Source organism: Streptococcus sp. 27098_8_76, assembly GCF_041432315.1.
Taxonomy (GTDB): Bacteria; Bacillota; Bacilli; order Lactobacillales; family Streptococcaceae; genus Streptococcus.
The window spans coordinates 54,462-70,111 of record NZ_JAPVZI010000012.1; the positions used below are offsets into that span (position 1 = coordinate 54,462).

Below are 15,650 nucleotides of genomic sequence, written 5' to 3' on the forward strand. Positions count from 1 at the left end.
ATTATAAAGGAAAGCAGGGAAAAATACCATTGGAAAGAGCTAGAGCAAGTATTTTTCAAACTTTTTCCGAATAAATAGATAGAGCCAGAGAATCTAGTAAACCTAGATTTAAAAATGTGCTATAATGAAAGGAGAAGAAATATGACTGTACGTCATCCGGGCATCAGCCCGACTAATGACTTGGTAGCTAAGAAAATCTTTAGCAATCCAGAAATCACTTGTCAATTTATCCGCGATATGCTGGACTTACCAGCTAAAAATGTAACTATTTTAGAGGGAAGCAATATTCACATCTTACCTTCCCTACCTTACTCAGCTCAGGATTTTTACACTAGTATAGATGTCTTGGCGGAGTTGGACAACGGTACTCAAGTAATTATTGAGATTCAGGTGCATCATCAGAATTTTTTCATCAATCGCCTGTAGGCTTATTTGTGCAGTCAGGTCAATCAAAACCTAGAAAAAATTCGCCAACGAGAAGGTGATACACACCAGAGTTACAAACACATCGCACCAGTATACGCAATCGCTATTGTGGATAGTAACTACTTCTCGGATGACTTGGCTTTTCACAGCTTTAGCATGCGAGAGGATACGACAGGTGAGGTCTTAACTATCACAAACAATGGACAGGAACACCATCTAGTCAAGATGGCATTCTTGGAATTAAAAAAATATAGAGAAACCAGCAAAGACAAGGTTCGCAAGCCATGGTTGGAGTTTTTCGGGAATAAACCCTTTACCCAGCGCCCCGAGCGAGCCATCAGCCAGGCAGACCAACTGCTGGACTACAAGAGCTGGTCCGAGGAGGACAGGGAAATGTTTAGTCAACTACGTATGCGTGAAGAACAAGCTTTATTGGCTCATGATTATGCCTTGGAACAAGCTGAAGAAAAAGGCTTAGAACGTGGGAAACTTTTTGCCTTTCTAGATTTAGTACGCCAACATGTTCTAACTTCTGAATTTGCGAGTGAGCAATTAGGTATGACTGTCTCTGAATTTGAAGAACTATTGAAAGAACATCACAAATAAGAACTAAAAAATACAGAGAAACCAGCAAAGATAAGGTTCGCAAGCCGTGGTTGGAGTTTTTCGGGAATAAACCCTTTACTCAGCAACCCGAGCGAGCCATCAGCCAAGTAGATCAACTGCTGGACTACAAGAGCTGGTCCGAGGAGGACAGGAAAATGTTTAGTCAACTACGTATGCGAGAAGAACAGGCATTGTTGGCACAGAACTATGCCTTGGAGCAAGCTGAGGAGAAAGGTTTAGAGCGTGGTCGTGCAGAGGGTATTGAACAAGGCTTAGAGCGCGGGAAAGTTGAAGGAAGTTTGTCTATGCTACTAAATCTAGTCCATCAAGGTCTTTTGACTTCCGAGGTTGCCAGCCAGCAGCTGGGGATGACTGTCTCTGAGTTTGAAGAACTATTGAAAGTTTATAGAATAACATAAAAGTGAACAAAGCTGAAACATCGTTTTGTTCACTTTTTTCTTCTTTTCAATAGAACTCTCACTATAGTCCATATCACAAAAAGAGAAGGTCATAAATCCTTCTCTTTTATATCTTCAACTAATTAGTTTTTGCGTTTCACAAATGGAAGTGAACCAAAGAATAATCCAAGGAATCCTAATGATGCAATCGCAACATTATCTTTTCCACCAGTGTTTGGAAGTTCTTTCTTATCTGCTTCTTTTGCAACTGGAGCTTGATAAGTATTATATCAGCAAGTATCTGCTATAAAAAACTAAGCTAAAAATCTCCTAGTGACATAAACAAATTCAAACTACACCCACTCACCGTTTGCATTTACTGTGTAACCATCGATAGTTGTGTTCACCGCTAAAGCACCTGATGGGTATGAATAGTACCATTTACCGCCAACTTGGTACCAACCTGTCTTCATTGCACCTGAGCCATCTAGATAATACCATGTACCACTTTGGTTCAACCAGCCAGTTTGCATTGCACCTGAATTATTAAGATAATACCACTTACCATCTACAAGTTTCCAACCTGTCTGCATAGCACCTGAGCCATCAAGATAATACCATGTACCATTTTCTTTTATCCATCTAGTACTCATTTTACCTAAACTGTCGAGATGGTACCAACTACCATTTATAAGTTTCCAGCCAGTTTGCATAGCACCTAAATCATTGAGATAGTACCAATTGCCATCAACTTGTTTCCAACCAGTTCTCATCACACCAGTTTCATCCAAGTAATACCATGAACCATCTTTAAGCCAGCCTGTCTTCATTCCATCTTCTTTAGAGAAATAATACCAGTCACCGTCAATTTTCTTCCATCCAACAGAACGGTTTCCTTCATTATCAATAAAGAATTTTTTACCATCAATTAAAACAATATTTGGTGTAAGAACACCATCTTTTTCATTTAGATAGTATTGTTTATCACCTAAGGTTAGTAGCCCTTTTTTCATTGCTCCATCAGTTTCAAAGTAGTAGGTCTTACCATCAATCTTTTGCCAGCCAGTAACTTTTTTACCATCCCTGATATAGTAGACTTTACCATCTTCGGTTTTGAACTGTCCCACGCTTGCATTCGTACCTTGATTTTGGTTATTTCCTGCACCATTATTGGCATTAGCATTATTTGGGTTGCTATTTCCACTATTATTCACATTACTATTGTTAGTCGTTCCAGTATCATCTGTAGATTTTTCTGGTGTATACACATGGAAAAGAACACCATCTACCAATTTACCAGTAGAGTATTTATATTTTGGAATATCTGGATGACTTGTATCTGATGCTGCAGTTCCTGTACGGGGAGCCTTAATATCAATAGGGATATCACTACCCTTTTTGTATTCTACAAAGCGAACTGTCTTTATTGTAAAATTGGAGCTAGATGTTGAACCGTGATTATTATCAGTACTAGCAGTATTGTTTTGGTTATTATCTCTATGATATGGATTTGTTGGAATACTATTCGTACTACTTGTGGTACTAGTAGGAGCATACATATGGTAAAGAATACCCTCTTCCTCTCTACTGCTAGTATATTTATAATTAGCAATATCTGGATGACTTGTATTAGATGCAGCTGATCCTGCAAGAGCTTCTTTAATATCAACTAGTCTACCATTTTGGAATGTTACAAAATGAATTTCCTTAAATGATGAAGTCGATTGAGCACCTGTAGACGATGTACCAGTTCCTGTACTTTCAGCGTTCACTGGTTGAATTGCAGCCATAGCTAGCGCAGAAGTAGCTAGCAAGATACCTGTAAGTGTTTTCTTCATAAGAAAAACCTCCTTTGTTAACCTATTAAATTTATTTCATTATATTCCTTTTCTATAATTAATGCAATAAAAAACATAAAAAGTGTAGAAATATTTAAAGGTAAAAAGCTCTTCTTTATGTAGCATATCTTTAATACAATTCCTCATGCCCCAATAACTAGACCTGTCAAAAAAAGAAAAAACTAGGAGATTGTTCTCCTAGTCTTATTTATATATCGGTATTATACCAACTCACCACTTGCGTTAACTGTGTAACCGTCAGGAGTAGTTGTATTTACAAGCAAAGCACCTGAAGCATTTAGGTAGTACCAGTGACCACTTACATATTTCCAGCCTGTTTGCATTGCACCTGCACCATCTAGGTAGTACCAGTGACCACCTACATATTTCCAACCTTTTTGCATTGCGCCTGAACCATCTAGGTAGTACCAAGTTCCGTTGTCTTTAACCCAACCTGTTTGCATGATACCATCTTTATCTAGGTAGTACCAAGTGTCGTTATCTTTAAGCCATCCAGTTGCTTTATTTCCTTGAGCATCTTTCAAGTAAGTCCATTGACCTTTAGCGTTTTTAGCCCAACCTTGAGTAGCTTGACCATGCTCTCTAAAGTAACGAGCATTTCTTTGCTCAGGTGTTTCATTCAAGATGTAGTACTTACCTTCTTTTTTAACAGCTGTATTCCAAACTGTTTGGAAATGTTTAATCGCTTCATTTCTAACCTTAGCATATGCTTCTTCATAAGCTGTCTTAGCTTTAACAACTGCTAGTTTGTATGGAGCTAAACGTACATCACGGTCATGAGCAAAATTTTCTGGAGCATTTTCTGCTTTACCATACTCTGCTACAGTTTTATTAAATTCTGCCTCAGCGTTTGCTAATTCTGCTTGAACTTTTTCAAGTTCTGCTTTCTTCACTTTGAGGTCTTCATTGTGAGCTGCGATATATTCATTAACTCTATCAGCAGTAATAAATTCTGTTTGGCTGTTATAAACATCATACTTTCCACCACCTACTAATGGTTGATCGTATGCACCTGGAAGGTTAGCCCCACCATTAACGTCTGCTGAAACAGCTTGAACAGCACCAAATGCTGCAAGAGCGACTGCGCTTGTCAATAAAACTTTTTTCATCGTTTTATCTCCTTTGTTTTTCATTATATATTTTTTCGTAAGACTATCTTACTACCATACAGTATATAAATATTTGCAGGATTTGTCAAGAGTTTTCTTATGTTTTTTAAACTTTTTACCTATTTCTTCGAAAAAAGGAGAAGAAAACTAACTCACGAAAAAATTCCCCCTGAAATACTCTAGCTTCCAAGTTGACATTTCGCAACTACTCATCCCTCAGATGATATCTTTTATATCTAAACTATATAGATAGTTAGACAGAACTTACTTCCTTGGTATTATCTTACAAACCCTTGTAAAAGTCAAGTAAAAACGGCAAGTATTTGGATAACACTTGCCATTTCATAAACTTTCTACTATATAAAGATTGAACTCATAATAAAGCCTCAAATTCAGCGACAGTCATGCCCAATTGCTGACTGGCAACCTCTGAACTCAGAAGACCTTGGCGGACCATATCCAGGAAGGAAAAGAGTTTCCCACGGTCTAAACCTTGTTCAATGCCTTCCGCCCTAGCTGTTTCTAAAGCATAGTCCTGTGCTAATAAGGCTTGTTCTTCGCGCATACGTAGTTGACTAAACATTTTCCTGTCCTCCTCGGACCAGCTCTTGTAGTCCAGCAGTTGGTCTGCTTGGCTTATGGCTCGCTCGGGTTGCTGGGTAAAGGGCTTATTCCCGAAAAACTCCAACCACGGCTTGCGAACCTCATCTTTGCTGTTTTCTCTGTATTTTTTTAATTCCAAGAATGCCATCTTAACCAGATGGTTTTCCTGACCGTTAGTGCTGGTCTTATAACAGCGCTTCAAACTCCGCTACTGACATACCCAATTGTTCACTCGCGAATTCGGAAGTTAGAGCATGTTGGCGAACCATGTCCAAGAAAGCAAAGAGTTTTCCTCGTTCAATCCCCTCAGTTCGACCACGCTCCAGTCCCTGTTCTAAACCTTGTTCAATTCCCTCTGCTCGTCCACGCTCTAAACCTTTCTCCTCAGCTTGTTCCAAGGCATAGTCATGCGCTAACAAGGCTTGTTCTTCGCGCATACGTAGTTGACTAAACATTTTCCTGTCCTCCTCGGACCAGCTCTTGTAGTCCAGCAGTTGGTCTGCTTGGCTGATAGCTCGCTCGGGTTCTTGGGTAAAGGGTTTATTACCGAAAAACTCCAACCATGGTTTACGAATGCTATCTTTGCTGGTTTCTCTGTATTTTTTTAATTCCAAGAACGCCATCTTGACTAGGTAGTTTTCTTGTCCATTATTGGTGATGGTTAAGGCTTCACCTGTCGTGTCCTCTCGCATACTAAAGCTATGAAAAGCCAAGTCATCTGAGAAGTAGTTGCTATCGACAATTGCGATGGCATAAACGGGTGCGATGTGTTTGTAGCTCTGGTGTGTATCACCTTCTCGTTGGCGAATTTTCTCTAGGTTTTGGTTGACCTGGCTGCATAAGTAAGCCCACAAACGATTGATGAAAAAATTCTGATGATGAACTTGAATCTCAATAATTACTTGAGTGCCATTATCTAGTTCAGCCAAGACATCAATACTAGTGTAGAAATCCTGTGCCGAGTATGGCAAAGAAGGCAATACATGAATATTGCTCCCCTCCAAAATGGTTACATTTTTGGCTGGTAAATCCAACATATCGCGAATAAATTGACAAGTGATTTCTGGATTGCTAAAGATTTTCTTAGCTACCAAGTCATTGGTTGGGCTGATGCCCGGATGTCTTAGAATCATCCTCTTCCTCCTTTTATTATACCACAGTTTTATACTCAATGAAAATCAAAGAGCAAACTAGGAAACTAGCCGCAGGCTGTACTTGAGTACGGCAAGGCGACGTTGACGTGGTTTGAATTTGATTTTCGAAGAGTATTAAATCTAGGTTTACTAGATTCACTGCCACTATCTATTTATTCGGAAAAGAGACGAAAAAAACCTGAGAATTATCTCAGGCTTGGTCATTAAATCTTTTTCTCAATACTGAAAAGTGGAGAAAGTGGGCGTTTTTCATGGATACGCACGATAGCATCACCCAGTAGATGAGCAATCGAAATCTGTTCAATTTTATCGATCAAACGCTCTTCTGGCAGATAGATGGTATCCAAAACAACCAATTTCTTAATAGCTGAATTTTGGATATTGTCCATAGCAGGACCAGAAAGAACTGGGTGCGTACAGCTTGCATAGACTTCAACAGCACCAGCTTCTGCCAGGGCATCTGCCGCGTGACAAATAGTTCCAGCAGTATCAATCATATCATCAATCAAGATACAAGTCTTGCCTTCTACCTTACCGATGATGTTCATGACTTCACTAGTATTCATCTTATCAACGCTACGACGTTTGTCAATGATAGCGATAGATGTTTTCAAAAATTCTGCCAACTTACGAGCACGAGTCACCCCTCCATGGTCTGGGCTGACAACCACATAGTCAGAACCAACCATGCCACGACGCTCAAAATAATCCGCAATCAGAGGGGCTCCCATCAAATGATCCACAGGAATATCAAAGAATCCTTGAATCTGCGCAGCATGCAAGTCGATGGTCAATAAACGATCCACTCCAGCTACTTCAAGCATATTTGCGACCAGTTTTGAAGTGATTGGCTCACGCGCTCTCGCCTTTCTATCCTGACGTGCATACCCATAGTATGGCATGACAACATTGACAGATTCTGCACTCGCACGCTTCAAAGCATCTACCATAATCAAAATTTCAAGCAGATTGTCATTTACAGGCGAACTAGTTGATTGTAGGATAAAGACGTGTTTCCCACGGATTGATTCTTCGATGTTGACCTGAATCTCTCCATCTGAAAATTGGCGAACACTTGATTTCCCCAACTCTATCCCAATCTCCTGCGCCACACGTTCTGCCAATTCTTTATTAGAAGAAAGGGCAAACAGCTTTAAATCAGAAAAAGACATGATTTCCTCCGGTATATATGTATCACTTGTGCTTTTCACAAGATTTTTCCATCTACCATTGTAGCGCTTTTTACACTATTTTTCAATCAAAAATAAAAGAAGGGCACCATATTTGTACCCTTGCATCATTCTTTTGAAAAATATTCTAGTTCATTATCTCATCGTTCTTCTCAACAAAGCGATAAGCCTGATAAAAACCATAAAGAGTAATAGCCATAACCACTGGAATCGCTAGTGGCAACTCTGTCTCTAATTCTACAAAAGGAGAGTTAAACAAGAAGTGAGTTCCTAAAGCTAAACCTAGGAAAATAAGCCCCTCTTTCTTGCCATCCTTCTGTCCTTTATAGGCTCTGTAAAGCAAGTAAACACCTACTACAGCCAGACCTGAAAAAGTCCAGTGAGAGGCAATTCCTGAGATGATACGCTCTAAAATTCTCGAAATAGTGAAGTCAAAGCCCTCTGGCAAATCCGTACGAATATAGCCAATATCCTCAATCATTTGAAATCCCAAACCAGAAGCAATCCCTAGTAAAAACAAAGATTTTAATTTTCGCACAGGAATCAAAGCTAAAACAAAGACAAGTGGCAATAATTTCAAGGGTTCTTCTACCAAAGGAGCCACAATCGCACTTTCAAAGGCATTTAAAAATGCACTATCTGGGAAAAGAATACCCAGCAAATCATGGATATAGGTATTAGCAAAGCTAGACAACCAGCCTGAAAGGAACATTCCCCCCAATAAAGACAAGATCAAGGAGTTCTTTGGCAATTCCCATTTTTTCCCAATACGGAAAAGGAAATAAAGAGCCGGAATCATGTAAAAGAGAGCTAGAAAGATAGAAACTCCCATTAGTCCATATTCCGCACCTGACATCGAACCGTCCGTATAGTAGATGGTTTCATACTGCAAACCAATACATAGCAATAAGATAAAAATAAATAAAATGCTGTTTCTCTTCATACACTTTCTTTCTAAATGAAGTATTTATAATTCTACGACTGTCATCCTTCCTGTATCCACATCGTAAACCGCACCAGAGATAATGACATCGTCTGGTATTAAGGGAGACTCGATAAGAAGTTGCATGTCCTCACGCACACTCTCCTCTATATCTTGGAAGGGTAAGAAGTCCTGGTCTGACACATCGACACCTAGTTCCTCTTTTAAATACTCCTGAAAAGGTCCATTTTCAAAGGTCTGAGCACCACAGTCTGTATGGTGCAATACCACAATCTCTCTTGTCCCCATTTGTTGCTGGGAAATCACAAGCGAGCGAATCATATCATCTGTCACTCGCCCTCCAGCATTCCGCAAAATATGAGCATCTCCCAGAGCCAACCCAAGAGCTGGTGCAACGTGTAAACGCGAGTCCATACAAGTTACGATTGCAACCTTGGTCTTTGGTTTGATTGATAAATGAAGATCTCCATGCAGTTCTACATAGGCTTGATTGGCTTTTAAAAAATTTTCAAAATAGGACATGACAACTCACTTTCTAGTCTATCAGATAATTTGAGCACCAAATTATTTATCTCCTATCTTACCATCTTTTCTTTGTCTTGTCAGTTGTCAACCTTCATATAAAAAAACTGGGACAGAGACATCCAGCTTCTAGCTTGGGCTTCTGTCCTAGTTTTATTTTTATGAACCTTTTTGGATATACTTATTGAGCGATCCTGCAAAGCTCTGAAGATTGAGACTTTGTACGTAGACCTCACCAGTTCCTCGGAAGGTATTCACCACTCCTTCTCCTGTACCAATAGACTGCCAGAAGCTATTTTCTAAGTGGATATTATAGTCCAAAGATTGACTCCAAGCCACCACATGGGCATTGTCAATGGTTATTTCTTGGTTTTGTAGCTCAATTTTCTTGATAGAACCAAAAGCATTGGCCAAGAGAGTTCCCTGGCCTTGGGTAGTCATCACAAAGAGACCGCCTTGCCCTCCGAACAGAGCTTTACCAATAGACTGACTCTCCATAGTATAGGAAGCTGTACCATCAAGAGCTAGAAAAGCCCCATCATTCAGTCGATATTGTTTTTCACCTAGTTCAAGAGCAATTACTTGCCCAGGAGTATCTGGTGCTAGAGCAAGGTTCCCGTTATCAGACTCTGCTACAGCTTGAGTAATGAAGGTGCTTTCACCAGAAACCATTGAACGTCCTACAGCTTTAACAAAACGTCCCAAACCTGAACCGCTAGCATTGAGCTGGGTATTGAGACTTACGTTAGGCGTGTGGTAAACCATACTACCTCGCTGGATATAGACGGTTTCTCCTTGATTGAGTGACAACTCTACCAAAGGAAATTGCATATGACTGTCCATAGAAAATTTCATAAGAAATTCCTCCTTGTTTTAATAAATGTTAGCAATAAAATAATTAGTCATCTAAAGCTGACCATAACTATTAGGAGAATACTTTTTTCAAGACTTCCTGAATAGTCGTCACCCCGATCACCTGAATACTCTTAGGTGGTTCGATTCCCGTTAAAGAATTTTTTGGTACATAGATTTTTGTAAATCCAAGCTTAGCAGCTTCATTGATACGTTGCTCGATACGATTCACGCGCCGAATCTCTCCTGTCAAGCCCAGTTCTCCCACAAAACATTCCTGAGGATTAGTTGGCTTGTCCTTGTAGCTCGAAGCAATGGCAACTGCAACGGCCAAGTCAATGGCAGGTTCATCCAATTTGACACCGCCAGCAGATTTAAGATAAGCATCCTGATTTTGCAAGAGAAGACCTGCACGCTTTTCCAAAACAGCCATAATCAGACTCGCACGATTGAAGTCAAGCCCTGTCGTAGTACGCTTGGCATTTCCAAACATGGTCGGTGTTACCAAAGCCTGAACCTCCGCCAAAATCGGACGCGTCCCTTCCATGGTCACAACGATTGATGAACCAGTTGCTCCATCCAAACGCTCTTCTAGGAAAACTTGACTCGGATTGAGTACCTCAACCAATCCGCCCGACTGCATCTCAAAAATCCCAATCTCATTAGTGGAGCCAAAACGGTTTTTAACCGCTCTCAAAATACGAAAAGTATGGTGACGCTCCCCTTCAAAGTAAAGCACCGTATCCACCATATGCTCCAACATTCTCGGCCCAGCCAAGGTTCCTTCCTTGGTCACATGCCCTACGATAAAGATGGCAATGTTATTAGTTTTGGCCAGTTGCATAAGCTCAGCCGTCACCTCACGCACTTGAGAAACAGACCCCTGCACTCCTGAAATCTCAGGAGACATAATGGTTTGAATTGAGTCAATAATGAGAAAATTTGGCTGGATTCTTTCCACCTCTGCTCGAACACTCTGCATATTGGTCTCTGCATAGAGATAAAACTCGCTATCAATATCTCCCAAGCGCTCTGCTCGTAGCTTAATCTGCTGGGCAGACTCCTCCCCACTGACATAGAGAACTGTCCCCACTTGAGACAACTGGGTTGAGACTTGTAGTAGAAGAGTCGATTTCCCGATTCCAGGATCCCCACCGATTAGGACGAGACTTCCTGGTACCACTCCGCCTCCAAGTACACGGTTGAATTCCTCCATCTCCGTCTTGGTTCGATTGACATTGATTGAAGTCACCTCAGCCAGTTTCATGGGCTTGGTTTTCTCACCTGTCAAGGACACACGCGCATTCTTGACCTCGGCAACCTCAACCTCTTCTACAAAAGAAGACCAAGACCCACAGTTGGGACAACGTCCCAGATATTTAGGGGAATTATAGCCACAATTTTGACATACAAATGTCGCTTTTTTCTTTGCGATGATAAACCTCTTTCTATATCTCTAACTCACACTCAATCACTTGACAAAAATCAATCTTCTCATTTGGCACAAACTGACGCATGAGCATTCGATGAGCAACAACTACCACAGTCTGATGTTCTCGATACTTAGACATACATTCTAGAAACCGAGACTTCATCTCCGCAGCTGTCTCATATTGAATAGGACTATTAGGAAGTAATTCCCCCTTATTTTCTAGAAACATAGTACGAGCTTTTTCAAAATTATCTGTGCCACTTTCATAGACCTGCCATTCATGCAATAATGGCTCTACTCTCAAAGGAAGTCCCGTAGTACAGGCCACATAAGAAGCCGTTTCTAAAGCTCTTGTGACTGCAGAAGATATGATTATTTCAGCTGAAGGGAATAAAGGATTGGTGCTCAGTTCCTGAGCCTGCTGCCGTCCCTTATCAGATAAGGGCGCCAAATCTATCCCAAATCCCGTATAAGAACGCTCCTCTAACTCACAATAATCTGGCTCCCCATGACGTACAAAGATAATCTTCATTCTAGTGCCCTGTTGAACCAAATCCACCAGTTCGAACGCCATCAGCCGCATCTCCATCTGCAATTAAGAAAGGAGCAAAGACAGCCTGGACAACACGTTCTCCAACTTCAAGAACAACTTCTTGGTCTGTGATATTCTTCATCTGCGCAAAAATATGCCCTTCATTTCCAGGATTTCCATAATAATCTCCATCAATGACACCAACCGAGTTAATCAAGACCAGACCCTTCTTACGAGGATTTGAAGAACGATCATAAAGGTAAAGAACCTCAGTCGGCTGCATATAAGCCTTAACACCTGTCGGAACCAAGACAATCTCTCCTGGCGCAATAACCGTACGCACAGCAACCTTTAAGTCGTAACCAGCCGCATGTGCTGTCTCACGCTTGGGCAATAAATTTTCATCTGTAAAACTAGAAACCAATTCAAAACCACGAATTTTCATAATTTTCTCTTTTCTATTATCATTTATTCTAGATTATTCTATCTTATTTATTCGGAAAAAGCACGAAAAAAAGAGCACACAATTCAAATCGCTTAGGGCTGCTGGATTCCTCCCCTGACCCGCTTCACGCAGAACTGTTGCTCCACTATTTATTATATCACATTCCTATTCATTTTAAAAGCAAAATTATTTTTTCCGTCTATTTCTAAAAAAGTCCTGCATAATAGCTGCGCATTCATCTTCCAAAATTCCCGTTTCAACCTCCACACGATGGTTGAGACGCTCATCTGTCAAGATATCGTACAAACTCCCAGCAGCGCCAAATTTCTGGTTTTTAGCCCCATAGACCACGTTTGGAATACGGGCAAGCCCAATCGCCCCACTACACATGACACACGGCTCAATGGTCACAAAAAGCGTGCAATCCAGCAAGCGCCAGCTCTCCTCACTCAGGTTCGCATGCTCTATAGCCATAATCTCCGCATGCATAACCGCTCGTTGCAATTCCTCACGTGCATTATGCCCGCGACCAATGATTTCTCCGTCCTTAACAATCACACAACCAATTGGAATTTCATCGTGTTCAAGAGCAATCTCAGCCTCTTTCAATGCCTCTCTCATGAAGCTTTCTTTTTCTTCAACTGTATAATTCATCAATTTCCCTTTTTCTACTTGTCGATTTTATTATTATATCATGAATCCCAAGACAAAAAAAGCCACCGAATGCGGTGACTTTATAGGGAGATTATTATGAAAAAGAAAAGTTTAGGATATTTGTTACAACAAGTTAGGAGGTCTTCTTGTAACTGTCTATAGTATACCCGACCTATCTTAAACAAATCTTAAAATTCTCTTAGGACCAAACACTTTCTAAAATATTTGTTTGTTCACGACCAGGACCTACTGAGAAAGTAGAAATACGAACTCCAACCAATTCACTCACACGACGAACATAGTTACGCGCATTCTCAGGAAGATCTTCCAAATTACGAACTCCAGTAATATCTTCTGACCAACCTGGCAACTCTTCATAGATAGGCTTGCAACGTTTCAATTGCTCAAGACTAGCTGGATAGTAGTCAATACGTTGACCATCAAGATCATAGGCCACACAGATTTTCACTGTATCTAAACCACTCAAAACATCGATAGAGTTCAATGAAAGATTAGTAATACCAGAAACGCGACGACTATGACGCATCACAACTGAGTCAAACCAACCCACACGACGTGGACGACCAGTTGTTGTACCATATTCATGACCTACTTCACGGATACGTTCTCCCACTTCATCAAACAACTCAGTTGGGAAAGGACCGTCTCCTACACGACTCGTATAGGCTTTACATACACCTACAACCTTCTCAATCTTACTTGGACCAACACCAGAACCAATTGTCACACCACCAGCTACAGGGTTTGATGACGTAACAAATGGATAAGTACCTTGGTCGATATCTAGCATAACTCCTTGTGCACCTTCAAAAAGCACACGTTTGCCATTATCAAGCGCATCATTCAAGATAACAGATGTGTCTGTCACATACTTCTTGATTTGTTGACCATATTCATAATATTCTTCAAAAATATCATCAAAAGCAATCGCTTTACTGTCATACAATTTTTCAAAAAGACGATTCTTTTCAGCAAGGTTACGTTCTAAACGCTCACGGAAAATATCTTTATCCAAAAGATCTGCGATACGAATCCCAACACGAGCAGCCTTGTCCATATAAGCTGGACCAATTCCCTTAATTGTAGTACCAATCTTATTGTCGCCCTTAGCTTCTTCTTGCAAGCGATCCAACTCGATATGATAAGGCAAAATGACATGCGCGCGATCAGAAATACGCAAGTTATCAGTTGTCACCCCCTCCTCATGAAGATAGCTCAACTCTTTTACAAGAGATTTAGGATTTACAACCATACCATTCCCAATGACAGAGATTTTTTCAGGGAAGAAAATCCCAGATGGAATCAAGTGCAACTTAAATTTCTTACCATCGATCACAATCGTGTGACCTGCATTATCACCACCTTGGTAACGTGCAATCACTTCTGCATTCGCTGAAAGGAAGTCTGTAATCTTTCCTTTACCTTCATCACCCCATTGGGTACCTACAACAACAACTGACGTCATAATCTTGTCTGAGCCCTCAGGCTCTTCCTTTCTCACATACATGGCAGGACTCTCACCTGCAATTATATCTTACAATTTATTATAAGAAAAAATCGCCTTTTTATCAAGAAGAAACAATAGAAAGATTTGCTATTTCCAACTATTAAAAAATGTTTTAGAAAAATTACCAGCTATTTATTGTTATATTGCCATAAAAAAGTAGGTTTGTTCGGAAATTAACTCAGACTATCTCAACAAGAAATAAAACCTTGTTTCATTATCATCTTTTCAAGATACAAACGATAAGCAACACGATAATGGTAAACGATAAAATCCCTACGACACCCAATGCCATATCTAACTAAATAATAAATCAAAAATTTAAAATGAAAATGTTCCCAGTCCCAACTATTACCAAAGAAAGTAGCATACTCTTCTTCGATACTGTCATAGAAATCAGTCATCTGATCATAAATATTTTGTAGCATAAGCATACACTCCTTTACTTTTTATGATCTTATTCTAACAAAAAATTTTAATTAATCATTAATAACTCCTGAATTGTTAAAATACCAACCTCAACAAGAGAAAAAATAGGAAAAGTTGACAGAATAGAAATAAATTTACTACCTAAATTAGACTTTGATAAAAACCTTATTGACTGCGTTAAATACTAAAAGAGACTGAGGAAAAAATCTTAAAATAAGAAAAACGCATATTATCAGATATTCAAATCTATGTAATTTTGCATTATCTATAATAGCTGATGGTATGCTTAATTTTGTATAGTCGCTTAGTTTAAAATGCGCATGTTATAATAAAGCTATGCATATCTAGTAAATTGAAATAAGAGATGAATAAATCGATTAGGAAAGTCAAATTAATTTCTAGAAATATTTTTAGCAGTTGTAACATACTATTCTAGTTCCAATCTACTATATTGACGAAACGGGAATCGCCCCCTACCTCTATCGTCCTTATGATGCACGGGCTCCTAGAGAGGAGAAAGTCTATGAAAATATTATCAGACGGCGTTTTGAGCGGACTTCAATTGTTTCAGGAAAAGTAGAGGGAGAGTTTATAGCTCCTATTTATAAAGTGGTTCAAAATGCAACTCCTACCTGCTTTGAAGAGACTTCATATTACGACGCCAAATTAGAAGCGACTAATAATCTCATTAAACTTATCAAGCGAAATGCCTTTGGATTTCGGAACTTTGAAAACTTCAAAAAAAGGATTTTTATCGCTCTGAATATCAAAAAAGAAAGGACGAAATGTGTCCTTTCTCGATCTTAGCCTTTTCTTCAACCCACTACAGTTGAAAAAAGCCTAGATTATTAATTACATAATAAAAAAGAGGCTGATACCTCCTTTAACTAACTACTCCGCCAGTAGGACTCGAACCTACGACATCATGATTAACAGTCATGCGCTACTACCAACTGAGCTATGGCGGAATA

The 15,650-nt window shown here is 39.8% G+C and carries 14 protein-coding genes, 1 tRNA gene, 1 other RNA gene and 4 pseudogenes; 3 read left to right on the plus strand and 17 right to left on the minus strand.

Annotated features, from left to right (window positions below; translation table 11 throughout):
* The first annotated feature begins 141 nt into the window (after positions 1-141).
* A pseudogene (locus tag O3636_RS09005) lies at positions 142-1,032 on the plus strand (Rpn family recombination-promoting nuclease/putative transposase).
* A pseudogene (locus O3636_RS09010) lies at positions 1,032-1,451 on the plus strand (hypothetical protein); the annotation flags it as partial. The pseudogenes O3636_RS09005 and O3636_RS09010, both read left to right, overlap by 1 nt.
* Before the next feature lie 122 nt (positions 1,452-1,573).
* Here the strand turns inward: O3636_RS09010 and O3636_RS09015 are convergent.
* From O3636_RS09015 to comW, 16 genes and pseudogenes are all read right to left on the minus strand, one after another.
* Positions 1,574-1,639, minus strand: coding sequence for a hypothetical protein (locus O3636_RS09015; protein WP_371642765.1), 66 nt, complete (start codon positions 1,637-1,639; stop codon positions 1,574-1,576).
* Positions 1,640-1,783: 144 nt separating this feature from the next.
* Complete coding sequence (locus tag O3636_RS09020; protein ID WP_371642755.1) at positions 1,784-3,268, minus strand: PspC family transcriptional regulator; 1,485 nt, start codon at positions 3,266-3,268, stop codon at positions 1,784-1,786.
* A gap of 221 nt (positions 3,269-3,489) precedes the next feature.
* The gene (locus tag O3636_RS09025) at positions 3,490-4,398 is read right to left on the minus strand and encodes a cell wall-binding protein (protein ID WP_000757035.1); all 909 of its coding nucleotides are present in this window, start codon (positions 4,396-4,398) and stop codon (positions 3,490-3,492) included.
* Between the two features lie 373 nt (positions 4,399-4,771).
* Positions 4,772-5,182, minus strand: a pseudogene (locus tag O3636_RS09030) (hypothetical protein); the annotation flags it as partial.
* A 4-nt stretch (positions 5,183-5,186) separates the two neighbouring features.
* The gene (locus O3636_RS09035; RefSeq protein ID WP_023944127.1) at positions 5,187-6,134 is read right to left on the minus strand and encodes an Rpn family recombination-promoting nuclease/putative transposase; all 948 of its coding nucleotides are present in this window, start codon (positions 6,132-6,134) and stop codon (positions 5,187-5,189) included.
* A gap of 224 nt (positions 6,135-6,358) precedes the next feature.
* A complete protein-coding gene (locus O3636_RS09040; RefSeq protein WP_000010160.1) occupies positions 6,359-7,327 on the minus strand; it encodes a ribose-phosphate diphosphokinase in 969 nt (322 codons plus the stop codon).
* Positions 7,328-7,472: 145 nt separating this feature from the next.
* Positions 7,473-8,288: a PrsW family glutamic-type intramembrane protease gene (locus tag O3636_RS09045; protein WP_261034355.1), complete on the minus strand. Its 816-nt coding sequence runs from the start codon at positions 8,286-8,288 to the stop codon at positions 7,473-7,475.
* A gap of 24 nt (positions 8,289-8,312) precedes the next feature.
* Complete coding sequence (locus O3636_RS09050) at positions 8,313-8,810, minus strand: beta-class carbonic anhydrase (RefSeq protein ID WP_371642758.1); 498 nt, start codon at positions 8,808-8,810, stop codon at positions 8,313-8,315.
* 159 nt (positions 8,811-8,969) lie between these two features.
* On the minus strand, positions 8,970-9,665 hold the full coding sequence (locus tag O3636_RS09055; protein WP_000672726.1) for a TIGR00266 family protein: 696 nt from the start codon (positions 9,663-9,665) through the stop codon (positions 8,970-8,972).
* A 70-nt stretch (positions 9,666-9,735) separates the two neighbouring features.
* The gene (gene radA / locus O3636_RS09060) at positions 9,736-11,097 is read right to left on the minus strand and encodes a DNA repair protein RadA (RefSeq protein ID WP_371642767.1); all 1,362 of its coding nucleotides are present in this window, start codon (positions 11,095-11,097) and stop codon (positions 9,736-9,738) included.
* 13 nt (positions 11,098-11,110) lie between these two features.
* The gene (locus tag O3636_RS09065; protein ID WP_371642760.1) at positions 11,111-11,668 is read right to left on the minus strand and encodes a histidine phosphatase family protein; all 558 of its coding nucleotides are present in this window, start codon (positions 11,666-11,668) and stop codon (positions 11,111-11,113) included.
* Positions 11,628-12,071 carry a dUTP diphosphatase gene (locus O3636_RS09070; protein ID WP_000701987.1) on the minus strand — a complete coding sequence of 148 codons (444 nt, stop codon included), beginning with the start codon at positions 12,069-12,071 and terminating at the stop codon, positions 11,628-11,630. The genes O3636_RS09065 and O3636_RS09070 overlap by 41 nt, the downstream gene beginning before the upstream one ends.
* 56 nt (positions 12,072-12,127) lie before the next feature.
* Positions 12,128-12,225: signal recognition particle sRNA small type (gene ffs, locus O3636_RS09075), an RNA gene on the minus strand.
* Between the two features lie 32 nt (positions 12,226-12,257).
* A complete protein-coding gene (gene tadA / locus O3636_RS09080) occupies positions 12,258-12,725 on the minus strand; it encodes a tRNA adenosine(34) deaminase TadA (protein WP_261028647.1) in 468 nt (155 codons plus the stop codon).
* A 199-nt stretch (positions 12,726-12,924) separates the two neighbouring features.
* Entirely contained in the window at positions 12,925-14,211 is a 1,287-nt protein-coding gene (locus O3636_RS09085; RefSeq protein WP_371642769.1) for an adenylosuccinate synthase, read from the minus strand.
* A 230-nt stretch (positions 14,212-14,441) separates the two neighbouring features.
* Positions 14,442-14,678 (minus strand): sigma(X)-activator ComW, encoded by a 237-nt coding sequence (comW, locus tag O3636_RS09090; protein WP_000940045.1) that lies wholly within the window; start codon positions 14,676-14,678, stop codon positions 14,442-14,444.
* Between the two features lie 652 nt (positions 14,679-15,330).
* On the opposite strand from comW, the pseudogene O3636_RS09095 reads away from it, so the two are divergent.
* Positions 15,331-15,486, plus strand: a pseudogene (locus O3636_RS09095) (transposase); the annotation flags it as partial.
* Positions 15,487-15,573: 87 nt separating this feature from the next.
* Here O3636_RS09095 and O3636_RS09100 read toward each other — a convergent pair.
* A tRNA-Asn gene (locus O3636_RS09100) sits at positions 15,574-15,647 on the minus strand.
* Between the last annotated feature and the right edge of the window lie 3 nt (positions 15,648-15,650).

Coding starts and splice junctions, on each gene's coding strand:
- O3636_RS09020 (WP_371642755.1), bottom strand. CDS start 3,268: ATGAAGAAAACACTTACAGGTATCTTGCTAGCTACTTCTGCGCTAGCT.
- O3636_RS09025 (WP_000757035.1), bottom strand. CDS start 4,398: ATGAAAAAAGTTTTATTGACAAGCGCAGTCGCTCTTGCAGCATTTGGT.
- O3636_RS09035 (WP_023944127.1), bottom strand. CDS start 6,134: ATGATTCTAAGACATCCGGGCATCAGCCCAACCAATGACTTGGTAGCT.
- O3636_RS09040 (WP_000010160.1), bottom strand. CDS start 7,327: ATGTCTTTTTCTGATTTAAAGCTGTTTGCCCTTTCTTCTAATAAAGAA.
- O3636_RS09045 (WP_261034355.1), bottom strand. CDS start 8,288: ATGAAGAGAAACAGCATTTTATTTATTTTTATCTTATTGCTATGTATT.
- O3636_RS09050 (WP_371642758.1), bottom strand. CDS start 8,810: ATGTCCTATTTTGAAAATTTTTTAAAAGCCAATCAAGCCTATGTAGAA.
- O3636_RS09055 (WP_000672726.1), bottom strand. CDS start 9,665: ATGAAATTTTCTATGGACAGTCATATGCAATTTCCTTTGGTAGAGTTG.
- O3636_RS09065 (WP_371642760.1), bottom strand. CDS start 11,668: ATGGCGTTCGAACTGGTGGATTTGGTTCAACAGGGCACTAGAATGAAG.
- O3636_RS09070 (WP_000701987.1), bottom strand. CDS start 12,071: ATGAAAATTCGTGGTTTTGAATTGGTTTCTAGTTTTACAGATGAAAAT.
- tadA (WP_261028647.1), bottom strand. CDS start 12,725: ATGAATTATACAGTTGAAGAAAAAGAAAGCTTCATGAGAGAGGCATTG.
- O3636_RS09085 (WP_371642769.1), bottom strand. CDS start 14,211: ATGACGTCAGTTGTTGTTGTAGGTACCCAATGGGGTGATGAAGGTAAA.
- comW (WP_000940045.1), bottom strand. CDS start 14,678: ATGCTACAAAATATTTATGATCAGATGACTGATTTCTATGACAGTATC.